Annotated in this window: 17 protein-coding genes; 12 read left to right on the forward strand and 5 right to left on the reverse strand. The window is 36.5% G+C overall.

Features of this window, described 5'->3' with window-relative positions:
- Window positions 1-148 precede the first annotated feature (148 nt).
- A complete protein-coding gene (locus J2Y03_RS03050) occupies window positions 149-793 on the reverse strand; it encodes a YesL family protein (protein WP_310190530.1) in 645 nt (214 codons plus the stop codon).
- Window positions 794-1,047: 254 nt separating this feature from the next.
- Here J2Y03_RS03050 and J2Y03_RS03055 point away from each other — a divergent pair, with 254 nt between their 5' ends.
- From J2Y03_RS03055 to metK, 12 genes are all read left to right on the forward strand, one after another.
- On the forward strand, window positions 1,048-2,010 hold the full coding sequence (locus J2Y03_RS03055; protein ID WP_310190532.1) for a carbohydrate ABC transporter permease: 963 nt from the start codon (window positions 1,048-1,050) through the stop codon (window positions 2,008-2,010).
- A 19-nt stretch (window positions 2,011-2,029) separates the two neighbouring features.
- A complete protein-coding gene (locus tag J2Y03_RS03060) occupies window positions 2,030-2,863 on the forward strand; it encodes a carbohydrate ABC transporter permease (protein ID WP_310190534.1) in 834 nt (277 codons plus the stop codon).
- Window positions 2,864-2,937: 74 nt separating this feature from the next.
- Window positions 2,938-4,263 (forward strand): ABC transporter substrate-binding protein, encoded by a 1,326-nt coding sequence (locus J2Y03_RS03065; protein WP_310190536.1) that lies wholly within the window; start codon window positions 2,938-2,940, stop codon window positions 4,261-4,263.
- 89 nt (window positions 4,264-4,352) lie between these two features.
- The gene (locus tag J2Y03_RS03070) at window positions 4,353-6,149 is read left to right on the forward strand and encodes a sensor histidine kinase (protein ID WP_310190537.1); all 1,797 of its coding nucleotides are present in this window, start codon (window positions 4,353-4,355) and stop codon (window positions 6,147-6,149) included.
- Window positions 6,150-6,154: 5 nt separating this feature from the next.
- The gene (locus tag J2Y03_RS03075) at window positions 6,155-7,759 is read left to right on the forward strand and encodes a response regulator transcription factor (RefSeq protein WP_310190539.1); all 1,605 of its coding nucleotides are present in this window, start codon (window positions 6,155-6,157) and stop codon (window positions 7,757-7,759) included.
- 103 nt (window positions 7,760-7,862) lie between these two features.
- Window positions 7,863-8,456, forward strand: a complete 594-nt coding sequence (locus J2Y03_RS03080; RefSeq protein WP_310191356.1) for a nucleotidyltransferase family protein — start codon at window positions 7,863-7,865, stop codon at window positions 8,454-8,456.
- 361 nt (window positions 8,457-8,817) lie between these two features.
- Window positions 8,818-10,980, forward strand: a complete 2,163-nt coding sequence (locus J2Y03_RS03085) for a xanthine dehydrogenase family protein molybdopterin-binding subunit (RefSeq protein ID WP_310190542.1) — start codon at window positions 8,818-8,820, stop codon at window positions 10,978-10,980.
- Window positions 10,977-11,444: a (2Fe-2S)-binding protein gene (locus J2Y03_RS03090; RefSeq protein WP_310190544.1), complete on the forward strand. Its 468-nt coding sequence runs from the start codon at window positions 10,977-10,979 to the stop codon at window positions 11,442-11,444. Before J2Y03_RS03085 ends, J2Y03_RS03090 begins: the two co-directional genes overlap by 4 nt.
- Window positions 11,438-12,307 (forward strand): FAD binding domain-containing protein, encoded by an 870-nt coding sequence (locus J2Y03_RS03095; RefSeq protein WP_310190546.1) that lies wholly within the window; start codon window positions 11,438-11,440, stop codon window positions 12,305-12,307. Before J2Y03_RS03090 ends, J2Y03_RS03095 begins: the two co-directional genes overlap by 7 nt.
- A gap of 24 nt (window positions 12,308-12,331) precedes the next feature.
- Window positions 12,332-13,126, forward strand: a complete 795-nt coding sequence (locus tag J2Y03_RS03100) for an XdhC family protein (RefSeq protein WP_132090185.1) — start codon at window positions 12,332-12,334, stop codon at window positions 13,124-13,126.
- Between the two features lie 487 nt (window positions 13,127-13,613).
- A complete protein-coding gene (locus J2Y03_RS03105; protein WP_310190549.1) occupies window positions 13,614-14,405 on the forward strand; it encodes a hypothetical protein in 792 nt (263 codons plus the stop codon).
- A gap of 439 nt (window positions 14,406-14,844) precedes the next feature.
- Entirely contained in the window at window positions 14,845-16,062 is a 1,218-nt protein-coding gene (gene metK / locus J2Y03_RS03110) for a methionine adenosyltransferase (RefSeq protein WP_310190551.1), read from the forward strand.
- A gap of 175 nt (window positions 16,063-16,237) precedes the next feature.
- On the opposite strand, the gene J2Y03_RS03115 is transcribed toward metK, so the two are convergent.
- The 4 genes from J2Y03_RS03115 to J2Y03_RS03130 all read right to left on the reverse strand — a co-directional run bounded on the left by J2Y03_RS03115 (window position 16,238) and on the right by J2Y03_RS03130 (window position 19,764).
- Window positions 16,238-16,750: a DUF3189 family protein gene (locus tag J2Y03_RS03115; protein ID WP_310190553.1), complete on the reverse strand. Its 513-nt coding sequence runs from the start codon at window positions 16,748-16,750 to the stop codon at window positions 16,238-16,240.
- A gap of 39 nt (window positions 16,751-16,789) precedes the next feature.
- Window positions 16,790-17,065, reverse strand: coding sequence for a hypothetical protein (locus tag J2Y03_RS03120; RefSeq protein ID WP_132090209.1), 276 nt, complete (start codon window positions 17,063-17,065; stop codon window positions 16,790-16,792).
- 86 nt (window positions 17,066-17,151) lie between these two features.
- Window positions 17,152-18,339, reverse strand: coding sequence for an amidohydrolase (locus J2Y03_RS03125; RefSeq protein ID WP_310190556.1), 1,188 nt, complete (start codon window positions 18,337-18,339; stop codon window positions 17,152-17,154).
- A 21-nt stretch (window positions 18,340-18,360) separates the two neighbouring features.
- Window positions 18,361-19,764 (reverse strand): MFS transporter, encoded by a 1,404-nt coding sequence (locus tag J2Y03_RS03130; RefSeq protein WP_132090215.1) that lies wholly within the window; start codon window positions 19,762-19,764, stop codon window positions 18,361-18,363.
- Between the last annotated feature and the right edge of the window lie 106 nt (window positions 19,765-19,870).

Below are 19,870 nucleotides of genomic sequence, written 5' to 3' on the forward strand. Positions count from 1 at the left end.
ATGGAATAGAAGAAGTCATAAAAATCCTTCTTTTAGACTGTCCTAACTATAGATTAAACACTTGGAAATGTTGTTAAATAAAATACTCCCCTTTAGGAGGACAGATTGATAATAAAAATCTGGCTCCTGAAGGGGAGTATTTTTATGTCTAAGAGCCTTCTACTTGATGGCTGAGGTGCCCTTGTTTTTTCGCTATTTTCTTATATGCGAGATTTGCAGAAGAGAGAATCACAAGACCTAATATACTGATACTGAAAAAGAACCCTAATCCAGATAAATAGGTAACTGCGAAGTAAACGGCAGCAAATCCAAAAATAATATATAGACTTGGTATCGGACTAGAGATTGTAATAAGAAGTGCATTTTTTATATGCGTTCCTATGGGTTGTTCAAATTCAACGTAGGAAGCCATTGTATAGCAAATAATTAGAAAATAAAGACAACTCATAATGATGCTTGAATAAAAAAGAAAAGATGATATCTCATTAGGAGTAGATTGTAAAAAATTGATATTCATATACAAAATGAAACCGATTACTAAGATTATTAATCCTAATTTATTACTGTTGAAGAACTCCTTTTTATAATAGTGCCAAAAAGTTTGAAACACGGGTGGATGATTTTTTCGGATAAACTGCCTTAATGTAGCTAACATTGCAATCGTAGCTGGAAATATTCCAAAAACGACGAATCCACTTAAAGTAAAAAGAATCCATAATAGATTAATATAAGCTAGTCTTGCAACCCAATCACAAAAGGTATAAACAGCATTTGAAAATGAACCTAATTGCATGGTGCTCCCCCCCTTATCAATAAATATATCATGCTTAGAATGCTAACGTTTTCTTTTTTAAAATGATGTAAAAATTTTATCTAAAAAGTAAAAATAAAGCATGAAGTACCTATATAATATAGCGAACGTTTAGGTGAAATGAAAAACATGACGAAAGTAGTAAAAATTTTCTCAATAATGTAAAATTAGAACATTGTTGAAAGCGGTTTCAAAAACTATACTAAAGTTACAATAAAGAAGAAGGGGTGACAATTTTGAATAGCGAAGTAAAGCTCGAAACCAATGCTGTGCAAACAGCAAAAAGTAAAGTACGCAAAAACGCAAAAAAAAGGACTCCTTTTAGCGGCTGGAAGGAGAATTTAGCAGGTTATGCATTTATCGCACCAATGTTTATTGGTACTTCAGTATTAGTATTATTTCCTATACTTTCTTCATTTGTTTTAAGTTTTACAGATTGGAATTTTGTAGCTGGCTATGAAAATGCTGAATTTGTAGGGTTTGAAAATTTCTCAAAATTACTTACCAATGCATTATTTCTTAAAGGATTATTAAATAATATTATCTTAATTTTAGCGATTCCGGTTACTTTACTTTTATCGCTTGGATTAGCTGTGATCATTAACAAATATGTTTATTTGAAAGATCTGTTTAAAGTAATCTATTTTATGCCGTTTATTTCGAGCATTGTAGCGGTTGCGGTTGTCTTTCAAGTGCTTTTTCATCCAACGAAAGGTCCTATAAACCAATTACTGTTGACGCTTGGGGTTGAAAATCCACCTGGTTGGATTGCAGACGTTAACTTTGCATTACCATCTGTTATGTTAATTATGATTTGGACAGGAATTGGATTTAATTTAATCATTTACTTGGCAGGATTGCAGAACATACCAAAAGAATTATATGAAGCAGCACAAATGGATGGTGCGTCTGCTTGGTCTCAATTTAGAAAGATTACGGTTCCGTTAGTGTCACCGACAACTTTCTTATTGTTTGTTACAGGGGTTATTTCAAGCTTTAAAGTATTTGATTTAATCATCGTGTTAACAAATGGCGGGCCGGCAAATTCAACCATCACACCAGTTGTTTATTTGTATCAGCAAGCATTTATTGAATTAAAGACAGGCTATGCTTCCGCCATTTCCTTAGTTATGTTTGTTATTATCTTGATCATTACCTATATTCAATTTATTGGGCAGAAAAAATGGGTGAATTATTAAAAAGAAAGGAGCAGTGAAGATGGTAGCAAGATTAGATATGAGAAAATTGATCATGACCGTCATTATGGTTCTAATAGGGATTGCTTTTCTAATGCCATTTTTGTGGATGATATCTGCTTCTTTTAAAGTAGAAGAAGAAGTATTAACTTTTCCGATTAAATGGATTCCGCAAAACTGGAATGTGGTTGAAAATTATAAGGAGGTTTGGACAGGTTCTATGCCATTCCTTCTATTATATTGGAATTCTATCAAGGTAACAGTTCTAACAACATTAGTATCATGTACAGTTTCATGTTTAGCGGCATATGGGTTTGCCAAAATTAATTTTAAAGGAAGAGATTTTATCTTCTTAATCGTATTGGCCACTTTCATGATTCCGCCTCAAACATTATTAGTTACGCAATTTCTATTATATAGATGGCTAGGTCTTTATGATACTCACACAGGGCTTATTCTATTAAATAGTTTCAGTGTATTTGGAACTTTTATGCTGCGCCAATTCTATCTCGGAATTAGTAATGAAATTATTGAATCAGCGAGAATGGATGGAGCAGGGCATTTTAGAATTTTTACTTCGATTTGCTTACCATTAGTAAGACCTGCGATTGCAACTTATGCTATTTTACGTTTTATTTGGACCTGGAATGACTTCCAAAATCCATTAATCTTCCTACGGTCAAAAGAACTATATACCATTCAGCTTGGTGTACAAAGTTTTTCAGATCAACATGGCAGCGTTTACTCATTGATGATGGCCGCATCAGTTTCCGCTATTTTACCACTACTGATTATCTTCATTATTGGACAGAAAAACGTAATTGAAGGTATACAGCTTGGTGGAGTGAAGGGTTAAAACTACTGGTATGAACTCTTACTATTTATTTAGAAAGAGTTGATATATAAACAAAAAATAAGGGGGAACGTATGATGATGAAAAAATGGGGTTCATTGTTTCTAGTAGGACTTTTGGCAATGTTTATGTTAGCTGCTTGTTCTGGAAACGACAAGGCTTCATCAGATGAAGATAAATCAGATTCAACTGATAAAGAAGTTACATTGAAATTTGTCCACTGGGTCAATGAGGATGTTGGAAAATGGGAAGCTGTAATTAAAAAGTATGAAGCAGAGCACCCTGGAATAAAAGTGGAATCCATCCCACTCGTGGAAAACATGAGCTCTGTAGATTATTTCAAACAGTTAGATTTAATGGCTTCAGCTGGTGATGAAATGGATCTGATTTTGTTCAACAATACTCAAGATCTAGCAAAACGAATTGATGCGGGACTTGTTGAACCAATCACTAAATTTGTTGAAAAAGAAGGCATTGATATTAATGAAGTATACAATAATAGCTATCCAGCTTTTAAGGGTGAGTACTATGGCTTACCGATGAAAAATGTCACGATGCTTGTTATGCTTAATAAAACACATCTTGATGAAGCTGGCTTAGAGATTCCAACTGAATGGACATGGGATGACTATACGGAATACGCTAAAAAGCTAAAAACAGACAAACACTATGGTTCTTATTTACACACATGGCATAACTTCCATTCAGTATTAAAAGTGATGAGTAAAGCAAAAGATAATTTAATTTTACACGAGGATGGTACATCAAATGCAGATGATCCTATGTTACGCGCATCTTTAGAACTTCGAAATCAATTAGAAAATGTAGATAAATCATCTGTTCCATTTACTGAAATTTTATCGCAAAAAATGGATTATCGTCAGCAATTCTTTAGTCAATCCGCATCAATGGTGCCTGCCGGCAGTTTCATGATTACAGAATGGGGTCAATTTACACCAGAATTTGAAATTGCTTGGGCACCATGGCCAAAAAATAAAGAAAGTGACAAAGCACTTGCACCAATGGGTGGGGATTTACTCTCTATCGCAAAAAGCTCAAAACACAAGCAAGAGGCATATGATTTCATGCGTTGGTTGACAACAGAAGGTATTGTTGAACAAGGAATTTGGACACCGGCATGGAAGGAAGCAGATATGAACAAAGTCTTAGAAAATGTGGTTAATGGAACCAAAAAGCCAGATGCTGTTCATTTGGAATCATTAAAGAATGCACTAACCACTGTTGAGTCTACTGAAGTCATTGCCCCACCTTCCTATATTACCGAAGCCTATACCGAATTTGGTGCAGAGGTGGAATTATATCTACTTGGTGAGCAGGATCTTGATAAAACGATGAAAAACATCAAAGAAAAAATACAAGCTGTTGTAGATGCGAATAAATAATTAGAATATTCATGATATAATAGAGGGAAAACAGAAATGTTTTCTCTCTATTTTTTGTGCTTTTTACCTATTGGAAGCGGTGATCGTCATTGGAAATATTATGGAAAAAAGTAAAGCAAATGTCACTTCGAACGAGATTAATTATTTCCGTTATTCTTTGTATTTTATTTCCGTGGGTTGGGACCTATATCGTTTCGAACTATTTTACAAAAGATGTATTAGAACAACGTGCAGCAACACAATCAGAGGATGATTTACGTATGGTTGAATTAGGAATAAAGAATATCTTTGATGACATGATGTACACCTCTAATTATATTCAATTTGACACAAATATGAATCAATTACTAAAATCGCATAAATTAATTGATGCAAATTCACCCAGCGTAAATCAAGAAGTGGCTCTTAATTATAGTAAAATTTCGAATGAATTGTCTGGAATTACTGATTTATTAATGCCTATGTATATTACCATTTTGTTTAATAATGACTTATTTTTCACGAATTATTCTCAAATCGATTTTAATCCTTTACAATTTAAAGAAGAACCATGGTTTGAAAAATTGGACCACTTAAGTTTTTATCAAACCTATTGGCTAGGTGCACACCCGACATATATTAATTCTGAAAGAAATACTTACCCACATCTCATTACGATAGGTAGGAAAATTCAAAGAGCTAATTCCTTCAATTCCTATTTAATTATTAGTTTAAAAGAAAATGAGATTAAGAAGCTTTTTAGTCAAATTCAAAGTGAAAAGAGAGCTAAATTTTATTTGACAAATAAGTCAGGAGAAATCTATTCTAGTTTGAATACAGATGAGGTAGGAACGATATTACCCTATGATGTAACGAATGCTGATTATCAAATTGTAGACTACGAGGATGAGAAGCATTTATTGGTGTCCTATCCAGTGTCCTATTCGAATTGGAGATTGGTCAGTCTTGTTCCATATAATGATACAATTGGGTCTATTAATAGGGTAACGGGAACGACGATTTTGATTCAAGGTGGTTTTTTAGTTCTATTTTTACTTGGACTTATCATGCTTGTGCGTGAATTTACGAAACCAATCATGAGATTAAACCTTGTTACAAAAGCAATAAAACAGGGTGACTTATCGGCTAGGATAGAATTATCTGGAAGTAATGATGTCGCTCAACTTGGGCACTCCTTTAATCATATGTTAGATACCATCGAGGAAATGATTGAACAGATAAAAATCCAAGAAGAAGCGAAGCGAAAAGCTGAATTAGACATGCTACAAGCACAAATTAACCCGCATTTTTTATTTAACGTTTTAAATGCGATACGCTTAAAAATAAAAATGGAAGGGGATACTGGCAGTGCTTCACTCATTTATTCTTTATCCGCACTTCTGAGAATGACAATTAATCGTAATAATGCTTTTATTCCTTTAGAAGAAGAGTTAACGACTGTAAAGCATTACGTAGATTTGATGAATTTCCGTCACAGGCATGATGTAGAGTTAGAGATTGATGTGAACGAAGCAGCTTCTCATTTCCAAGTACCTAGATTTTTCTTACAACCAGTTATTGAAAACGCTATCATTCATGGGCATAATAATAGAAAAGAAACAATTAAAATATTCGCAAATGAACAAGGTAATCCATTCTTGGAAATCATTATTACAGACAATGGTAAGGGGATGGACAAGCTCAAATTAGAACAATTAAAAGCGAAAGTTTTTCAAGCAAATGATAGTGATTATATAAAGAGTAATAAATCGTTTAATGGAATAGGAGTGCAAAATGTATACCAAAGGATGAAATTGATATATGGAGAAGCATTTCAAATGAGGATAGACAGTATTGATGGTAAAGGAACAACTGTAACGTTTCAAATTCCAGTTCATAAGGAGTGAGCGGTGTGTATCATGTAGTTTTGGTTGATGATGATGTTCTTGTTATTGAGTTTTTAAAGAGATTTATTCCCTGGCAGGAACATGGTTTCCAAGTTGTTGCACACTTTCAGGAAAGTATTGCTGCTTATGATTATCTGCAAAAAAATGCTTATGATGTATTGATTACCGATATTGGGATGCCAAAATTAAATGGAATTGAATTAATTGAGCAACTGAAAAAATCAAAACGTCACTCGTATAATGTGATCCTATCTTGCCATGGCGAGTTTCGCTATGCACAACAAGCTTTAAAATTAGAAGTCTATGATTATATTTTAAAAGAAACAATGGAAGAGACGAATATCATTACTTTACTAGACAGATTAAAGAAAAAGTTGGACCAAGATCGTTATACAAGAAATCAGCACTTAAAAGTCACCAAATTTTTAGGAAAAAATAATCTGGCTTTAAAATCCAAGTTTATAGAAAAGTTAATGGAACAGAATATGGAAAAGACGGATTGGTGGAAAGAGCAAGAGGAACTTTTGGGAATAAACTTTTCACATGAGCATTATACACCGGTACTCTGCTTTATTGATCACTTTCAAGAAGCGATAACATACTATGAAAATGAAACATTACTTCAATTTAGTGTAAACAACGTGATAGAAGAAGTACTTACAAAGTTTAAGCAAGAGGTACAGATCTTCTTTCTACAAGGAAAATTTTTCATGTTGAAAAGTAACAAAACGATGGAAACACAACAGATAATCGAACTTATAGTAAAAGAACTACATAATAAAATCCGAACTTTCTTGAAGATTAGTATTACTTCTGTTATCGGAGAACAAAATGTGAAGGACCAGCAATTGATTGATAGCATGAGACTTTTACTTAAAAATAATGAGCAACGCTTTTATTATCCATATGAGAGTATTCAATCCTTTAGCCAAATCTCGTATACAAGTGATTCCATTTTTCAAGACTATGTTGAGATTTCACATAAACTAAAAGAGTTGATCATTAAAGGTAAAAAAGATCAAATCATAGAGTGTATTTCCCAACAATTAGATAAAATAAGAGAAAAGAAGTACTCACCACAAGTAATAAAAGATTGGGCAATTAAATTAATATATGATGTTAAATTATCCTTACATGCATTTAAGCATTTTGAAACCCAATCGATTGCTATGACAGACCATATCATTCAGTATGTCGAGACATTTGAACATTTAGAATGTGTATTGGTAGAAATATTTGATAAGTTCCTTGAACATATGCAATCAATTGATCTAACAACTAGAAATGAAGATGTATTAAAAGCACAAAAATATGTACAAATCCATATTTGTGAGAAGATTTCTTTGACAGATGTAGCTGACCATTTACATTTAAATCCAAGTTACTTCAGTAGGATGTATAAAAAAGAGACAGGAGAAGGTTTTGTTGAATATGTGACAAAGGTTAAAATGGCAAAAGCAGTAGATTTACTTGATCATTCGACAAAATCAGTAGAACAAATAGCATTTGAGTTAGGTTTTGAAAGTAAAAGTTATTTTTTAAAAATATTTAAAAGGTATTGTGGCGTGTCTCCGAAGTCATATAAGTATAAAGATAAGGAATCTGTATAACAGAATAATTTGTTTCCTAAACCTATAAAATTAACGTGTATGCGGGAAAAAATTAAAAGACCTATAGAGGAATGGATAAATTGAGATGTAAAAGGTGATTAAAATGGAAGCAATCGTCCTAGCCGCTGGATATTCCAGCCGAGCGAATGCATTCAAAATGACTTTACCACTGGGGCAAATGTCCGTGTTGGAACAAACGATTTCTAAATTTGAAGGAGTATGCAGCAGGGTTATCGTCGTAGCAGGGTTTCAAGCTGAAATCATCCAAGAGAAACTGGCAAAAATCAGCAGTAAAAAAGCTTATTCATTTCAAATAAAGTTTGTTTACAATGAGAAATTTAACCAGGGAATGTTTACTTCCATTCAAAAGGGCGTGAAAGAAATAAATGCCACACCCTTCTTTATCACACCCGGAGATTGTCCGCTAGTTAAAAAAGAGACACTTCAGCTACTAGTGGAACAACAAGGAAACGTAGTGATTCCCAGCTTTAATTTTAAGGGTGGTCACCCTATTAAATTATCAAATGAAGTGAAACAGAAAATTCTCGAAACCAATCCAGACAGTAATTTACGTGTGGTCCTGGGCGGTTTCAAAAAGAACTACATCAATGTAGATGATCCGGGAGTAATCATGGATGTTGATACGCCGGAGGATTACCAAAAAGCCATTGATTATTATTATAAAGCTTTCATTTAACGCAGTTTGATTCGATCAGCCTTACAAATCGAATCAAGCTGCATTTTTATTGCAAAAATTATTGAATGAAATGATTCATAAATTATCGATCTCATTTATAAAATTGTAGGAAGAGGTTTCTATAATAAATGTGTCACCTTTAAAAAAGGCTCTTTTCTTAAACTTTGTTGCTTTATAAAACAAAAATAAATAGTAGTACTTAGTTTTCCACAGAAAACAGTGTTAATTTAGTAAGAAAAGAGCTAGCAAACTGAATTCAAAGGGGCCAAATTTCTATTGTCACGTTAAAATCGGCTTTAAGATTTTAACAACAATCGTTACGAAAACAGCCTTAAAAAAAGAGTCGAAGGGTGTTGTTGGAATGAATCTTAAAGACATAAGCACCTCAGTGCCCAGAAAGGACCATAAAGGTAAAGTATCTGGTCAGTTGGCCTATATTAGTGACGAGAAAGTGGAAAATATGGTTTATGGTGTACTTTATCGCTCGCCCATTTCTTATGGAAAAATCATATCCATTCAATTACCAAACCTTCCGATAGGGTATGAAGCGGTTGGAGCAGAGCATATTCCAGGACCGAATTATGTCAAAATTATCAAAGAAGATCAACCCATTTTTGCCAATGAATGGGTCAACTATATTGGTGAACCGATTCTCATGCTCGTTGGAGAAGACCTGGATACCTTGTACAGTTTGTTAGATGGAGTGAAGATTGAATTTGAAGAACATCAGGCTATTTATACATTGGACGAAGCAATCCAACAAAAATCAGTATCCGGGGTTACTATGGCAAGCTATGAATTTGGGGAAAGTTTAGCGACTATTTCAGCTATCGAGCAGGGAGCCCATCAAATCATTAAAGAAGTATATGATACGGGGTATCAGGAGCATGTCTATCTTGAACCACAAGGAATGCTGGCTATTTATAAAGATGATGAAATTGTTGTCCAGGGTTCGATGCAATGTCTTTATTATATAAAAAATGCACTGGTAAATGCTTTAGCATGTGGCGATGATGAAGTTAGAGTGGTGCAAAGCCCCACTGGCGGAGGATTTGGCGGCAAAGAAGAGTTCCCTTCGATGATGGCGTGTCATGTAGCCGTAGCTGCCAAAGCAGTCAAAAAATCGGTGATGCTCGTGTTTGATCGTTCTGAGGATATGGTGGTTACGACAAAACGGCATCCGGCCAAACTCAAATATCGAACGGCTCTTGATAAGGACGGAAATATTTTGAGCATGCGTGTTGCTCTTTTTCTTGATAGCGGAGCGAATGAGGGATTAAGCTCTGTCGTGCTGCAACGAGCATTACTAAACAGTGCCGGTGTTTATAAAATTCCGCATTTTCATGCAAAAGGCTATGTGTTAAAAACCAATACCGTTCCGAACGGTGCCTTCAGAGGCTTTGGAGCGCCGCAAAGCTTTGCAGGTATCGAAAGTCATATTAGTCATCTTAGTAAACTAGCAAACAGCGACCCACTTGACTATAAACGAAAATACCTCGTCAAACAAGGTGATCCCACCATCACTAAAGGAAAATTCCGCGACTCGATATTAATGGAAGAAATGATTGAGGACTTGCTAAAAAAGTCGGAATACAAAAAGAAAAAAGGGGAGTTTCAAACTTTCAATCAACAAAATCACCGCTATAAAAAAGGCTTTGGAACTTCGCTGTTTCTCCACGGTTGTGGCTTTACAGGCAGCGGCGAAAGAGATCATATTAAAGCAAAGGTGAAGCTGGTTAAAACAAAGGACGACCAGGTTATGCTAAAAATCTCAAATTCTGATATGGGACAAGGCATTTTGACGACGCTGAGTAAAATTGTCGCCAAAGAGCTAGACCTTCCGTACGAAGAAGTTTTGTACCCTTATCCCGATACAAAAGAGGTTCCCGACTCTGGTCCAACAGTAGCCTCGAGGACGACCATGATTGTCGGGAGATTACTTCAACGTGCTGCAAAAAAACTTAAGGCTCAGTGGCAAACAGGGGTGGAACAGGAAGTAATGGAGGACTATGCTCACCGTGAAATGATTCCATGGAACGAGAAGACCTTCACGGGAGATGCCTATCCGGCTTATTCATGGGGTGTGAATATCGTTGAAGTGGAAGTAGATACGTTAACAGGAAATGTAAAGTTGGAAAAAGTATATGCCAACTATGAAGTGGGGAAGGTCATTGATAATCGGGTGATGAAAGGTCAAATTGACGGTGGTTTAGCGCAAGGATTAGCGTACGGCTATCTAGAAAAAATGACGTCAAAACAAGGCAGAATCCAACAAAAAAGCATAACGGATTATGGACCCCCAACCTCAATGGACGTTGTTTCAATACAAAGCAAGGTCTTTGATAACCCCTATGCGGATGGGCCATATGGAGCAAAGGGTGCAGGTGAATTGACGTTAATCGGTGGCGCTCCTGCCGTCCAAGCGGCAATTGAAAATGCACTGCAAACTTCTTTTCAGCAAATTCCGATTACCCCTGAAGTGATTATTGAAAGCCTTTTGATGAAGGAAGGTGAAGAAGGATGATTACATTTACCCTTAATGGGAGATTGGTAGAAACAGACGCAGCTCCCACAACAAGATTACTAGATTTTATTCGAGATGAGTATGAGTTAATTGGAACAAAGGAAGGATGTGGGGAAGGAGAATGCGGAGCCTGCAGCGTTTTTGTCAATAACCTCCTGCAAAACAGCTGCCTTATTCCCATTGGCGCAATTGATGGATCCGATATTGTAACGATAGAAGGGATCATGGAAACGGAACAATTTAAGATTTTAGATGAGAGCTATAGCGTTGCTGGAGGAGTGCAATGCGGTTACTGCATTCCTGGGATGGTTATGGCAAGTGCAGCTCTTTTATCCAAAAATTCTCATCCTTCAGAGGCTGAAATTCGTGAAGGTATTTCCGGAAATCTCTGCAGATGTACCGGCTACAATATGATTGTCGATGCAATAAACCTGGCAGCAAAAAAAGGAGACGGCTTATGGTAGAGAAAATAATCGCGTATCGCCTCAATTCTTTAGACCAAACCATGAGCCAATTGAATAAAGAAGACTGTGTGATCATTGCCGGAGGAACCGATGTCATGGTTCTTCACAAAAGTCGAAGGGGAGTACCCCCGAAAATCCCGAAACCGATTGTATTTATTGATCACCTTTCTGAGCTAAAGCGTGTGTATCAAAATCATAACGATCTCCATATTGGTGCCTGCTGTACCTATAGCGAATTACTTGAAAACCCGTTCATTCCAATTGCCTTAAAGAATGCAATCAAAACTATTGCGGCACCGGCGATTCGAAACAGAGGAACATTGGGCGGAAATATTTGCAACGCTTCTCCGGCTGGTGACACACTGCCATTACTATATGTTTACAACGCTAAACTTTTACTGCGCTCCATTAAGGGTGATCGCATCGTCGCAATCAGCGATTTTATTCAAGGTGTGAGAAGGGTCCAGCGTGATTACAATGAAATTTTGGCGGAAATTATTTTGCCGTCCATATCCGAAGAAGGAGCTTATGTTTATTTTGAAAAAGTCGGCAACCGCAACGCAGATGCCATTGCAAAAGTAGGATTTGCTGGTTATATCCGGATAAAGGGTGCTGTCATCAATGATGTTCGCTTTGCATTCGGGGCGGTCGGACCTACAATGGTTCGTTCGTTTGATATTGAGAAGAAGCTTATTGGTAAGACCATCCCATTAACAAATGCAGACATCGCTCAGGTGGTGGCAGCCTTCGATAAGATCATTAAACCAATCGACGATCAGCGCTCCACGGCATTATACAGAAAAACAGTCGCTTTAAATCTATTACGTTATTTTCTTAGTAAGAAGCAATATCAACAGATTTAATGTTAATAAAGGGGGGAGCTTTTCATGCTACTGATGGAAAAAGTGGCCTTGCTAACTCGTCAAAACGAAAATTTTGCTCTAGCGATGATTATTGAATCAAAGGGCTCGACTCCCAGGCATGTTGGAAAAATGATTGTCTACTGTGATGGAACAATTGAAGGCACTGTCGGAGGAGGCTTGGCTGAACACTATATCATCGAAGAAAGTGTAAAGGCGCTTCAAACGGGTAAATCGAAAATCGTTGAATACAAATTGAATAAACACGCAAAAGACGGAATCCAAATGAATTGCGGCGGAACGCTACGGGTGTTTATTGAAGTCTATCAAAGCAGACCTGAACTCATTTTGACCGGCGCCGGTCATCTGGCATCTGCGCTGGCAAAGCTCGCTGATATGCTTGAATATCCCTATTGCGTCGTGGATGACCGGTTTGGATATGCTACGAAGGCACGCTTTCCCAATGCTACAAACATTTTTGTGAATGAGGATATTGGAGAGGCTTTACTCGAAGCCAGCCCGACTGAAAGGTCTTACGTGATCATTGTTACAAAAGATCGTGACGATAGGGTATTAAAGACGGCACTACAATTTCCGATTGCTTATGTTGGGATGGTCGCCAGTAAACGCAAGACCATAACCATATTTGAAAAATTAAAAAGTGAAGGAGTCACACCAGAACAGCTGGAGCAGGTTTCCTCTCCCATCGGATTGGAAATTGGCTCGGAAACAACAGAAGAAATTGCCATTAGTATAATCGGAGAAATCATCAAACTAAGTAGAGAAACGAAGCCTGTTAAAGTGAAACAATTAAATAGATAAGTATAAATAAGCCAAAGGGATTGCTTCTTTTGCATGCATCTTGCTACAGTATTGACTCTACCCCGACCATTGTCTCTTTAGATTATATTAAGTGAATTTTTTTAAAACTTTAACGCTCGCAAATGTTGATCTATCAATATTGGTGAGCGTTTTTCTGCGTCAACTCGGAGGCTTATTGTAATGAAATGGTCTGAGGTTCGTCAGTACTTTCCAAATCGTTGTGTATTAATGGAAGTATTAAAATCAGAAACAATAGAAAGAGAACGAGTCATTGAGGAAATGTCGGTTATTCGAAATTAAGAAATGAGCACAGGCTTTTTGAATTCCTGAACATATAGTGTTTAACGTAGTAAAAAGCATTGGGAATAGAGGAACTGAATCACAATGACACCTAAACTAACCATAAGGAGCAGTTCCTTTCTTATTTTGTTTATAAAAAAATTACTTTATGTATAAGATGATTTTCAGAGTTAGAAGGTGGATTAATTTGAAATTAACGAATGAGAAGGGTATTCCTTGGGGAGGTAGAAAACAAAATAACAAAGACATAACACCTTTAGAATTTACAGAAATCCAAGAAAGGTCTTTGTTTATTGGAGTTAACATTGGGTCTAGTTATCACAATGAAACAGATTGTGCGGTTCTCCTGTATAAAGATAGAACGAATTGGAAAATGAAAACGAATGAAAACGAAGATGCCTTTGAATTTTTGTACGATCATATTAAGTTTTTCTCCAAAAATAGATATCAAAACTCGGATAATACATTTTTAAAAGAATATCTCATTTTTACAATAGGCGCTTGTTTAAGTTCTCCAATAAAACCAGAGTATACTATTCGTGACGTCGATATTGAAAAAAATAATGGAAATAGGATAAATCAAAGATGGGAATCAGAAAGCTATCATAAGATGAGTGATTGGCTAAATCATTTTCCGATATCGGGAGCATCTAAGAGAGTTTATTTAGAAACGTGCCCTCAAAATAATTTTCCTTTTGACATAAAGGAAACAAGACCAATAGAAAAGGAAAAGACTTTTTTAGTTGGTGCATTAAAAAAAATCAATGAAGCGGACGTTTCTACACTCAACATACAAGGGGTGAATGAAGAGCATTTTAAGAATGAATATTTTCGCAATGCCTTTGTATCGATGTTAGTGTCAATTGCATATGCGCGATGGAAATCAATAGATAAATCAGGAAAGCATGACTACCTAAAAATAATTGCGGATCATGATGGACTATATTGGCATCTTGATCATGAATCACTTTATCAATGAGACTCTTAATTTGTAAAAAGCCTCTTTCAGATGAAAGAGGCTAAATGTTGTTCATAACATTTATACAGATAATCTCAATTATATTTTAAACTCAGGGTCTTCATAATCGTGAGCAACCCAGCCTGAAGAATCGATATATAAATAATTAGAGAAAATCTGAGTAAGCGGACGCTCCCATTGGTTTAATGCTTTGATTATAAAATTGTTAATTTCAATAATTAATCACCCCCTTTAGAAAAATAACATAAGATGAAATTAACTTTGTAGTGAGTTAGCCGAAAAAAACAAATGCTTGTCGACTATTTATAGCCTCAATGTTATTACCGTACACTAGATCAACATGTACGGCTTCAGTGTTAAGATTTTGTACTATATTTAGTGGGGGAAATTTGGACAATCTCTGAAAAAGAAAATGTATATTCGGGAGATGAGGGATAATATGTATAAAAAACAAAGTCATCTATTTACATCAGAATCGGTTACGGAAGGTCATCCAGATAAAATGTGTGATCAAATTTCTGATGCTATATTAGATGCCATATTTGAAAAAGACCCAAATGCGCGTGTTGCATGTGAGACTTCAGTTAGTTCGGATTTAATTGTTTTATCTGGAGAGGTTACCATGAACGAATCTGTCGATTTTTTAAAAATTGTAAGGGATACCATTCGAAATATCGGGTATACAAGCTCTGATTTTGGACTTGATGCGGATACTTGTAAGGTTTTAATTGCGCTGAACAAGCAATCTTCTGATATAGCAATGGGAGTCAATCAAGCATTAGAAGCCTGTGAAGGTTTAATGACCGAGGATGAAATAGACCAAATTGGTGCAGGTGACCAAGGGCTTATGTTTGGATTTGCTTGCAATGAAACGGATGAATTAATGCCATTGCCAATTTACCTGTCCCATAAGCTTGCAAGGCGTTTAGCAGAAGTTCGAAAGTATGGTTTGGTCGAGTATTTACGTCCGGATGGAAAAGTACAGGTTACTGTGGAATACGAAAATGAAAAGCCTGTTCGAATTGATACCATTATTATTTCTGCACAACATAACCCTGAAGTTGGGCTAGAACAAATAAAACATGATTTGCACAGATATGTTATTTCTTACGTGGTGCCACCAGAATTGATTGATGAAAGCACAAAATATTTTATAAATCCAACTGGTCGATTCGTGATTGGTGGACCAAAGGGTGACGCAGGATTAACGGGGCGTAAAATTATCGTTGATACGTATGGAGGATTTTCCCGCCATGGGGGCGGTGCTTTTTCAGGAAAAGATCCAACTAAGGTTGACCGTTCGGCGGCCTATGCTGCACGTTATGTAGCTAAAAATATTGTTGCTGCAGGCATTGCAGATAAATGTGAAATTCAATTGGCTTACTCAATTGGAGTAGCTGCGCCTGTTTCAATAGCTGTTGAAACGTTTGGAACTGGGAAAATAGAAGAGTCGATGATTGTACAACTTATACGAAAATATTTTGATCTTCGCCCGGCAGGGGTCATTCGAATGTTAAATCTTAGGCAGCCTATTTATTTACAAACTGCTTGCTATGGACACTTTGGAAGAACGGATATCAAATTTCCATGGGAAAACACTGATAGGGCAGAATTATTAAAAAAGGAGGCAGAAACAATAATCACTGAGGGAGCATGAAGTTATTCGGGTTTTTCTGTGTCCATTTCAGCGGAATACTTGTTGAGAAACTCACCAACACCTCATAAATTGATTAAACTTACTTAGGCTATTGAACGCATTAATACTAATAGGTGCGTAGGAACTCTTGCATAGCAAGGGTCCCTTTGATTTCGATCATATCCAATTATTCACCTCAAACTTTATAAATTTCATTTTCTAAAATAATTACTTTTTCATTGAAAGTATTACCAACTTGTATCGTGTTTTCAACCAACCGATATATAGTATCACAGGACTGCTTAGCACCTTTCACTAACAACGGTACACCAATTATATCAATGTGCAATCTTCTTGAAAATAAACCGCCAAGTGACATGGTAATGGGAACAGTAGGTGATGTATTGGAGAAAATGATTTTTTCATTAACATGGAATTTTTCTAGAAGTAGTAAAGACATATCTTTCAAAGCTGGAACAACAAGTTTGCTCCTTTTCCGTCCAATGGTATAAACAGAGTTACCATTTTCATCCGTCCCATGAAATAAGAGTTTTCCAAAATCCTTATTCGTAAGTTGGTTGAAATAGTTTACATTTAATATTTCTTCTGAAGTTAATTTTCTTTCCGATTGAGGTAGTTGTTTTAGATGATAGGCGGCAGCCAAAGCCGTTGAATGTGTCCCAGCAAAATCATTATAAATATATATCATCGGAGATCATCCCTTACCCCAGATTTTGTCATTTTTACATCATTTCTGTTTTCTAAATGCCAACAGAGTTGTTTTCAATGAAGCATAGGATCCAACGGCCGCGTACCCATAAAACCAGCCCATAATTAATCCTGCAATTAAATGGTGGCGATGACTTATAAAAATTGAAATGCATAAACCCAGGATAAGAGCTATGGTCGGAATATATACTTTCTTTATAGGGAAAAAAACCTTTATTAGTTGAGTGATTAACATTATCATTGGAACGGCAATCACAGCGTCCCAAAAGTTTGTATGTATGGTCGGGAAGTCCACAGTAATACACCTACTTAACTTAATATGTTCTAAAACATTGAAAATTAAAAGTCAGCAAAAAAATGTGTCCATCCGCCATCCAAACGTTAATCTATGCTGTAATATCCACAAACGACTGTTCCGACTGCTTTTGCTGCTACTAAAAGTGCATCTTCATCAATATCAAATTTAGGATGGTGGTTGAAGTATGGTTTTTCAACACCTTTAGGCGTACAGCAAATGTAGAAGAAGCATGCTGGAAATTTTTTTGCATAGTGTGCAAAGTCCTCTGAAGGAGACATTGGCGGGAATTCTTGAACCTCCACAATGTCTTTATCATTTGCTTTTTTTAAGTAAGAAGCTACCATTTCCGTCACTTCAGGATCATTGTAAAGTGGTGGATAGTCCGGTGTATAGGTTAACTCGCAAGTAACATTGAATTCTACTTCAATTCCTTTTGCAATGCGGCGAATTTCTCGTTCAATCGTTTCCCGCGTTTCTTCCGTCATGGCGCGAACGTCGCCTTCAATTTCAACGCTATCTTTAATGACGTTAAATGTCCCTTTTCCATCAAATGAACCAATGGTAACGACACCCATATCGAATGGATTTAACCGGCGGCTAATAACGGTTTGAATCGCTGTAACAAAGTGTGCACCTGCGACGATGGAGTCATTTGCCAAGTGTGGGGAAGAACCGTGCCCGCCAACACCTTGTACTTTTAATTTAAAGTAACTACGGCCTGGGAATACATACCCACTGTTATACCCTACTAAACCAGATGGTCCAAGTGGTAATAAGTGAATACCGAAAATATTATCAATATCATCTAATAAACCAGATTCAATCATGCCGATGGCTCCGCCTGGTGGAACTTCCTCTGCTGGTTGGTGGACAATTTTGATGGTACCAGGGATCTCGGCTTTTAATTGAATCAAACAATCTGCAAGAACGAGCAGGTAAGCTGTATGTCCATCATGTGCGCAGGCATGCATGACCCCAGGATTTTTAGATTTGAACGGTACATCTGTTTCTTCTTCTATTGGAAGTGCGTCGAAATCTGCTCTGAGACCAATTGTTTTTCCTGGTTTCCCGCCTTTAATGGTGACAATAATTCCATAGCCTCCGCCTACCTTTGTCTCAACCTGTACATCTTTGCCTTGATAAAAATCCTCAATATATTTGCTTGTTTTTTCTTCTTTAAAAGAAAGTTCAGGATTTTCATGAAGATGACGGCGTATCTGAATGATTTCATCTTTACGATCTTCAAGCATTTGCATTAATTTACTTTTCATTGTCATTTCCTCCATTCAAACTTATGCGGCATGATCTTCCGTTGCTTCGTCATCTTCTTTCCCTGCATTTTTAGGAACCATAAACATAATAGAAAGAAGTGCTAATACTCCAAAAAGAACATTCGTAATAATACCCCATGTTGCACCAATCTCTAGGCTATTTTTTGACATGATGCCATAAATAGTAGCTGAAATCGCCACCCCAAATGCGCTGCCCAGTGAACTTGCCATTTTATAAATACCAGCCGCTTCACCCACTTTATTTGATGGAGCGTTTGATACTGACGTATCAGTTGATGGTGTGGCATAAATCCCTAGTCCGAGACCGAATAAGGCGTATCCAATAAATACAACAACTGTATATGGTAAATCTGGTAAGAACGTCAAGCCCATGATGGCGACACCAATGGTCGTAATAATGGTTCCCCATATCATCGGTTTTTTAGCACCAATTTTTTGTAAAATCTTCTCTCCTACACGAATCATCGCTAAAACGGCTACTAAGTAACCAAGTGATAACATACCCGATTGGAAGGCACTAAATCCTCGACCTACTTGTACATACGTATTGGCTACAACCATTGTACCTGCAATGGCATTGAGCAAGAAGTTTGAGAAAGTTGCACCTGCATAGGGCTTATTTTTAAATAAAGAGAAATCGATTAGTACCACTTTTTTACTTTTTTCTACTTTCATGAAGGTTATTGCTCCAACAATGGTCACGACTGCCAAAATAATGGTATAGGGACTTGTCCAACCTAAATCAGAGCCGTAGTTAATTAAAACGTTTAATGCCAGCATGACAACAATAAAGATACTTAATCCGGCATAGTCGAATTTGAATTTTCCTGAAGTTTCTGCCTTGCTCTCTGGAGTATCTTTAATTAAAAACAAACCGAGAAGGGCAAAAACAATCGAGAAAATGAAAATCCATCTCCAACCTAAGTAGGTAGCAATTAAACCACCAGCAAATGAACAAACACCAGATCCACCCCAAGACCCGATTGACCAGTAACTAAGTGCACGTTGACGATCTGCACCTTCATAATACGTTTTTACTAATGCAATCGTTGCAGGCATAATACATGCTGCTGAGAAACCTTGGATAATACGGCCAATAATGAGCAGAGCAGCCCCATGTGCTAAAACTAAACATAATGAACCGATGATACTTAAAATCAGCCCAATATTGGTAATCTTTTTTCGCCCTATTTTGTCGGCTAAACCACCCATTGCTACAATAAATATACCTGAGAATAATGCTGTTAAACTGATACCTATATTTAATGTCCCAAGGGAAATTCCCAAATCCTTTTGGACTGCTGGGACGACATTCACTAAAGATTGAGCAAATAGCCAAAACGTGATAACACCAAAGACAATTCCTGTGATTAATTTATTTGTTCCTTTATAACTGTTTTCCATGTTTCCTACCTCCTGAGTAGAACGTATCGGTTATTTTATAATTCCAAATATGAGTAGATATTAGACCATGAAAAGATTGGGAAATTACCGGTGATTTTTCTGTTCG

Source organism: Neobacillus niacini (assembly GCF_031457145.1).
GTDB lineage: Bacteria > Bacillota > Bacilli > Bacillales > Cytobacillaceae > Neobacillus > Neobacillus niacini_J.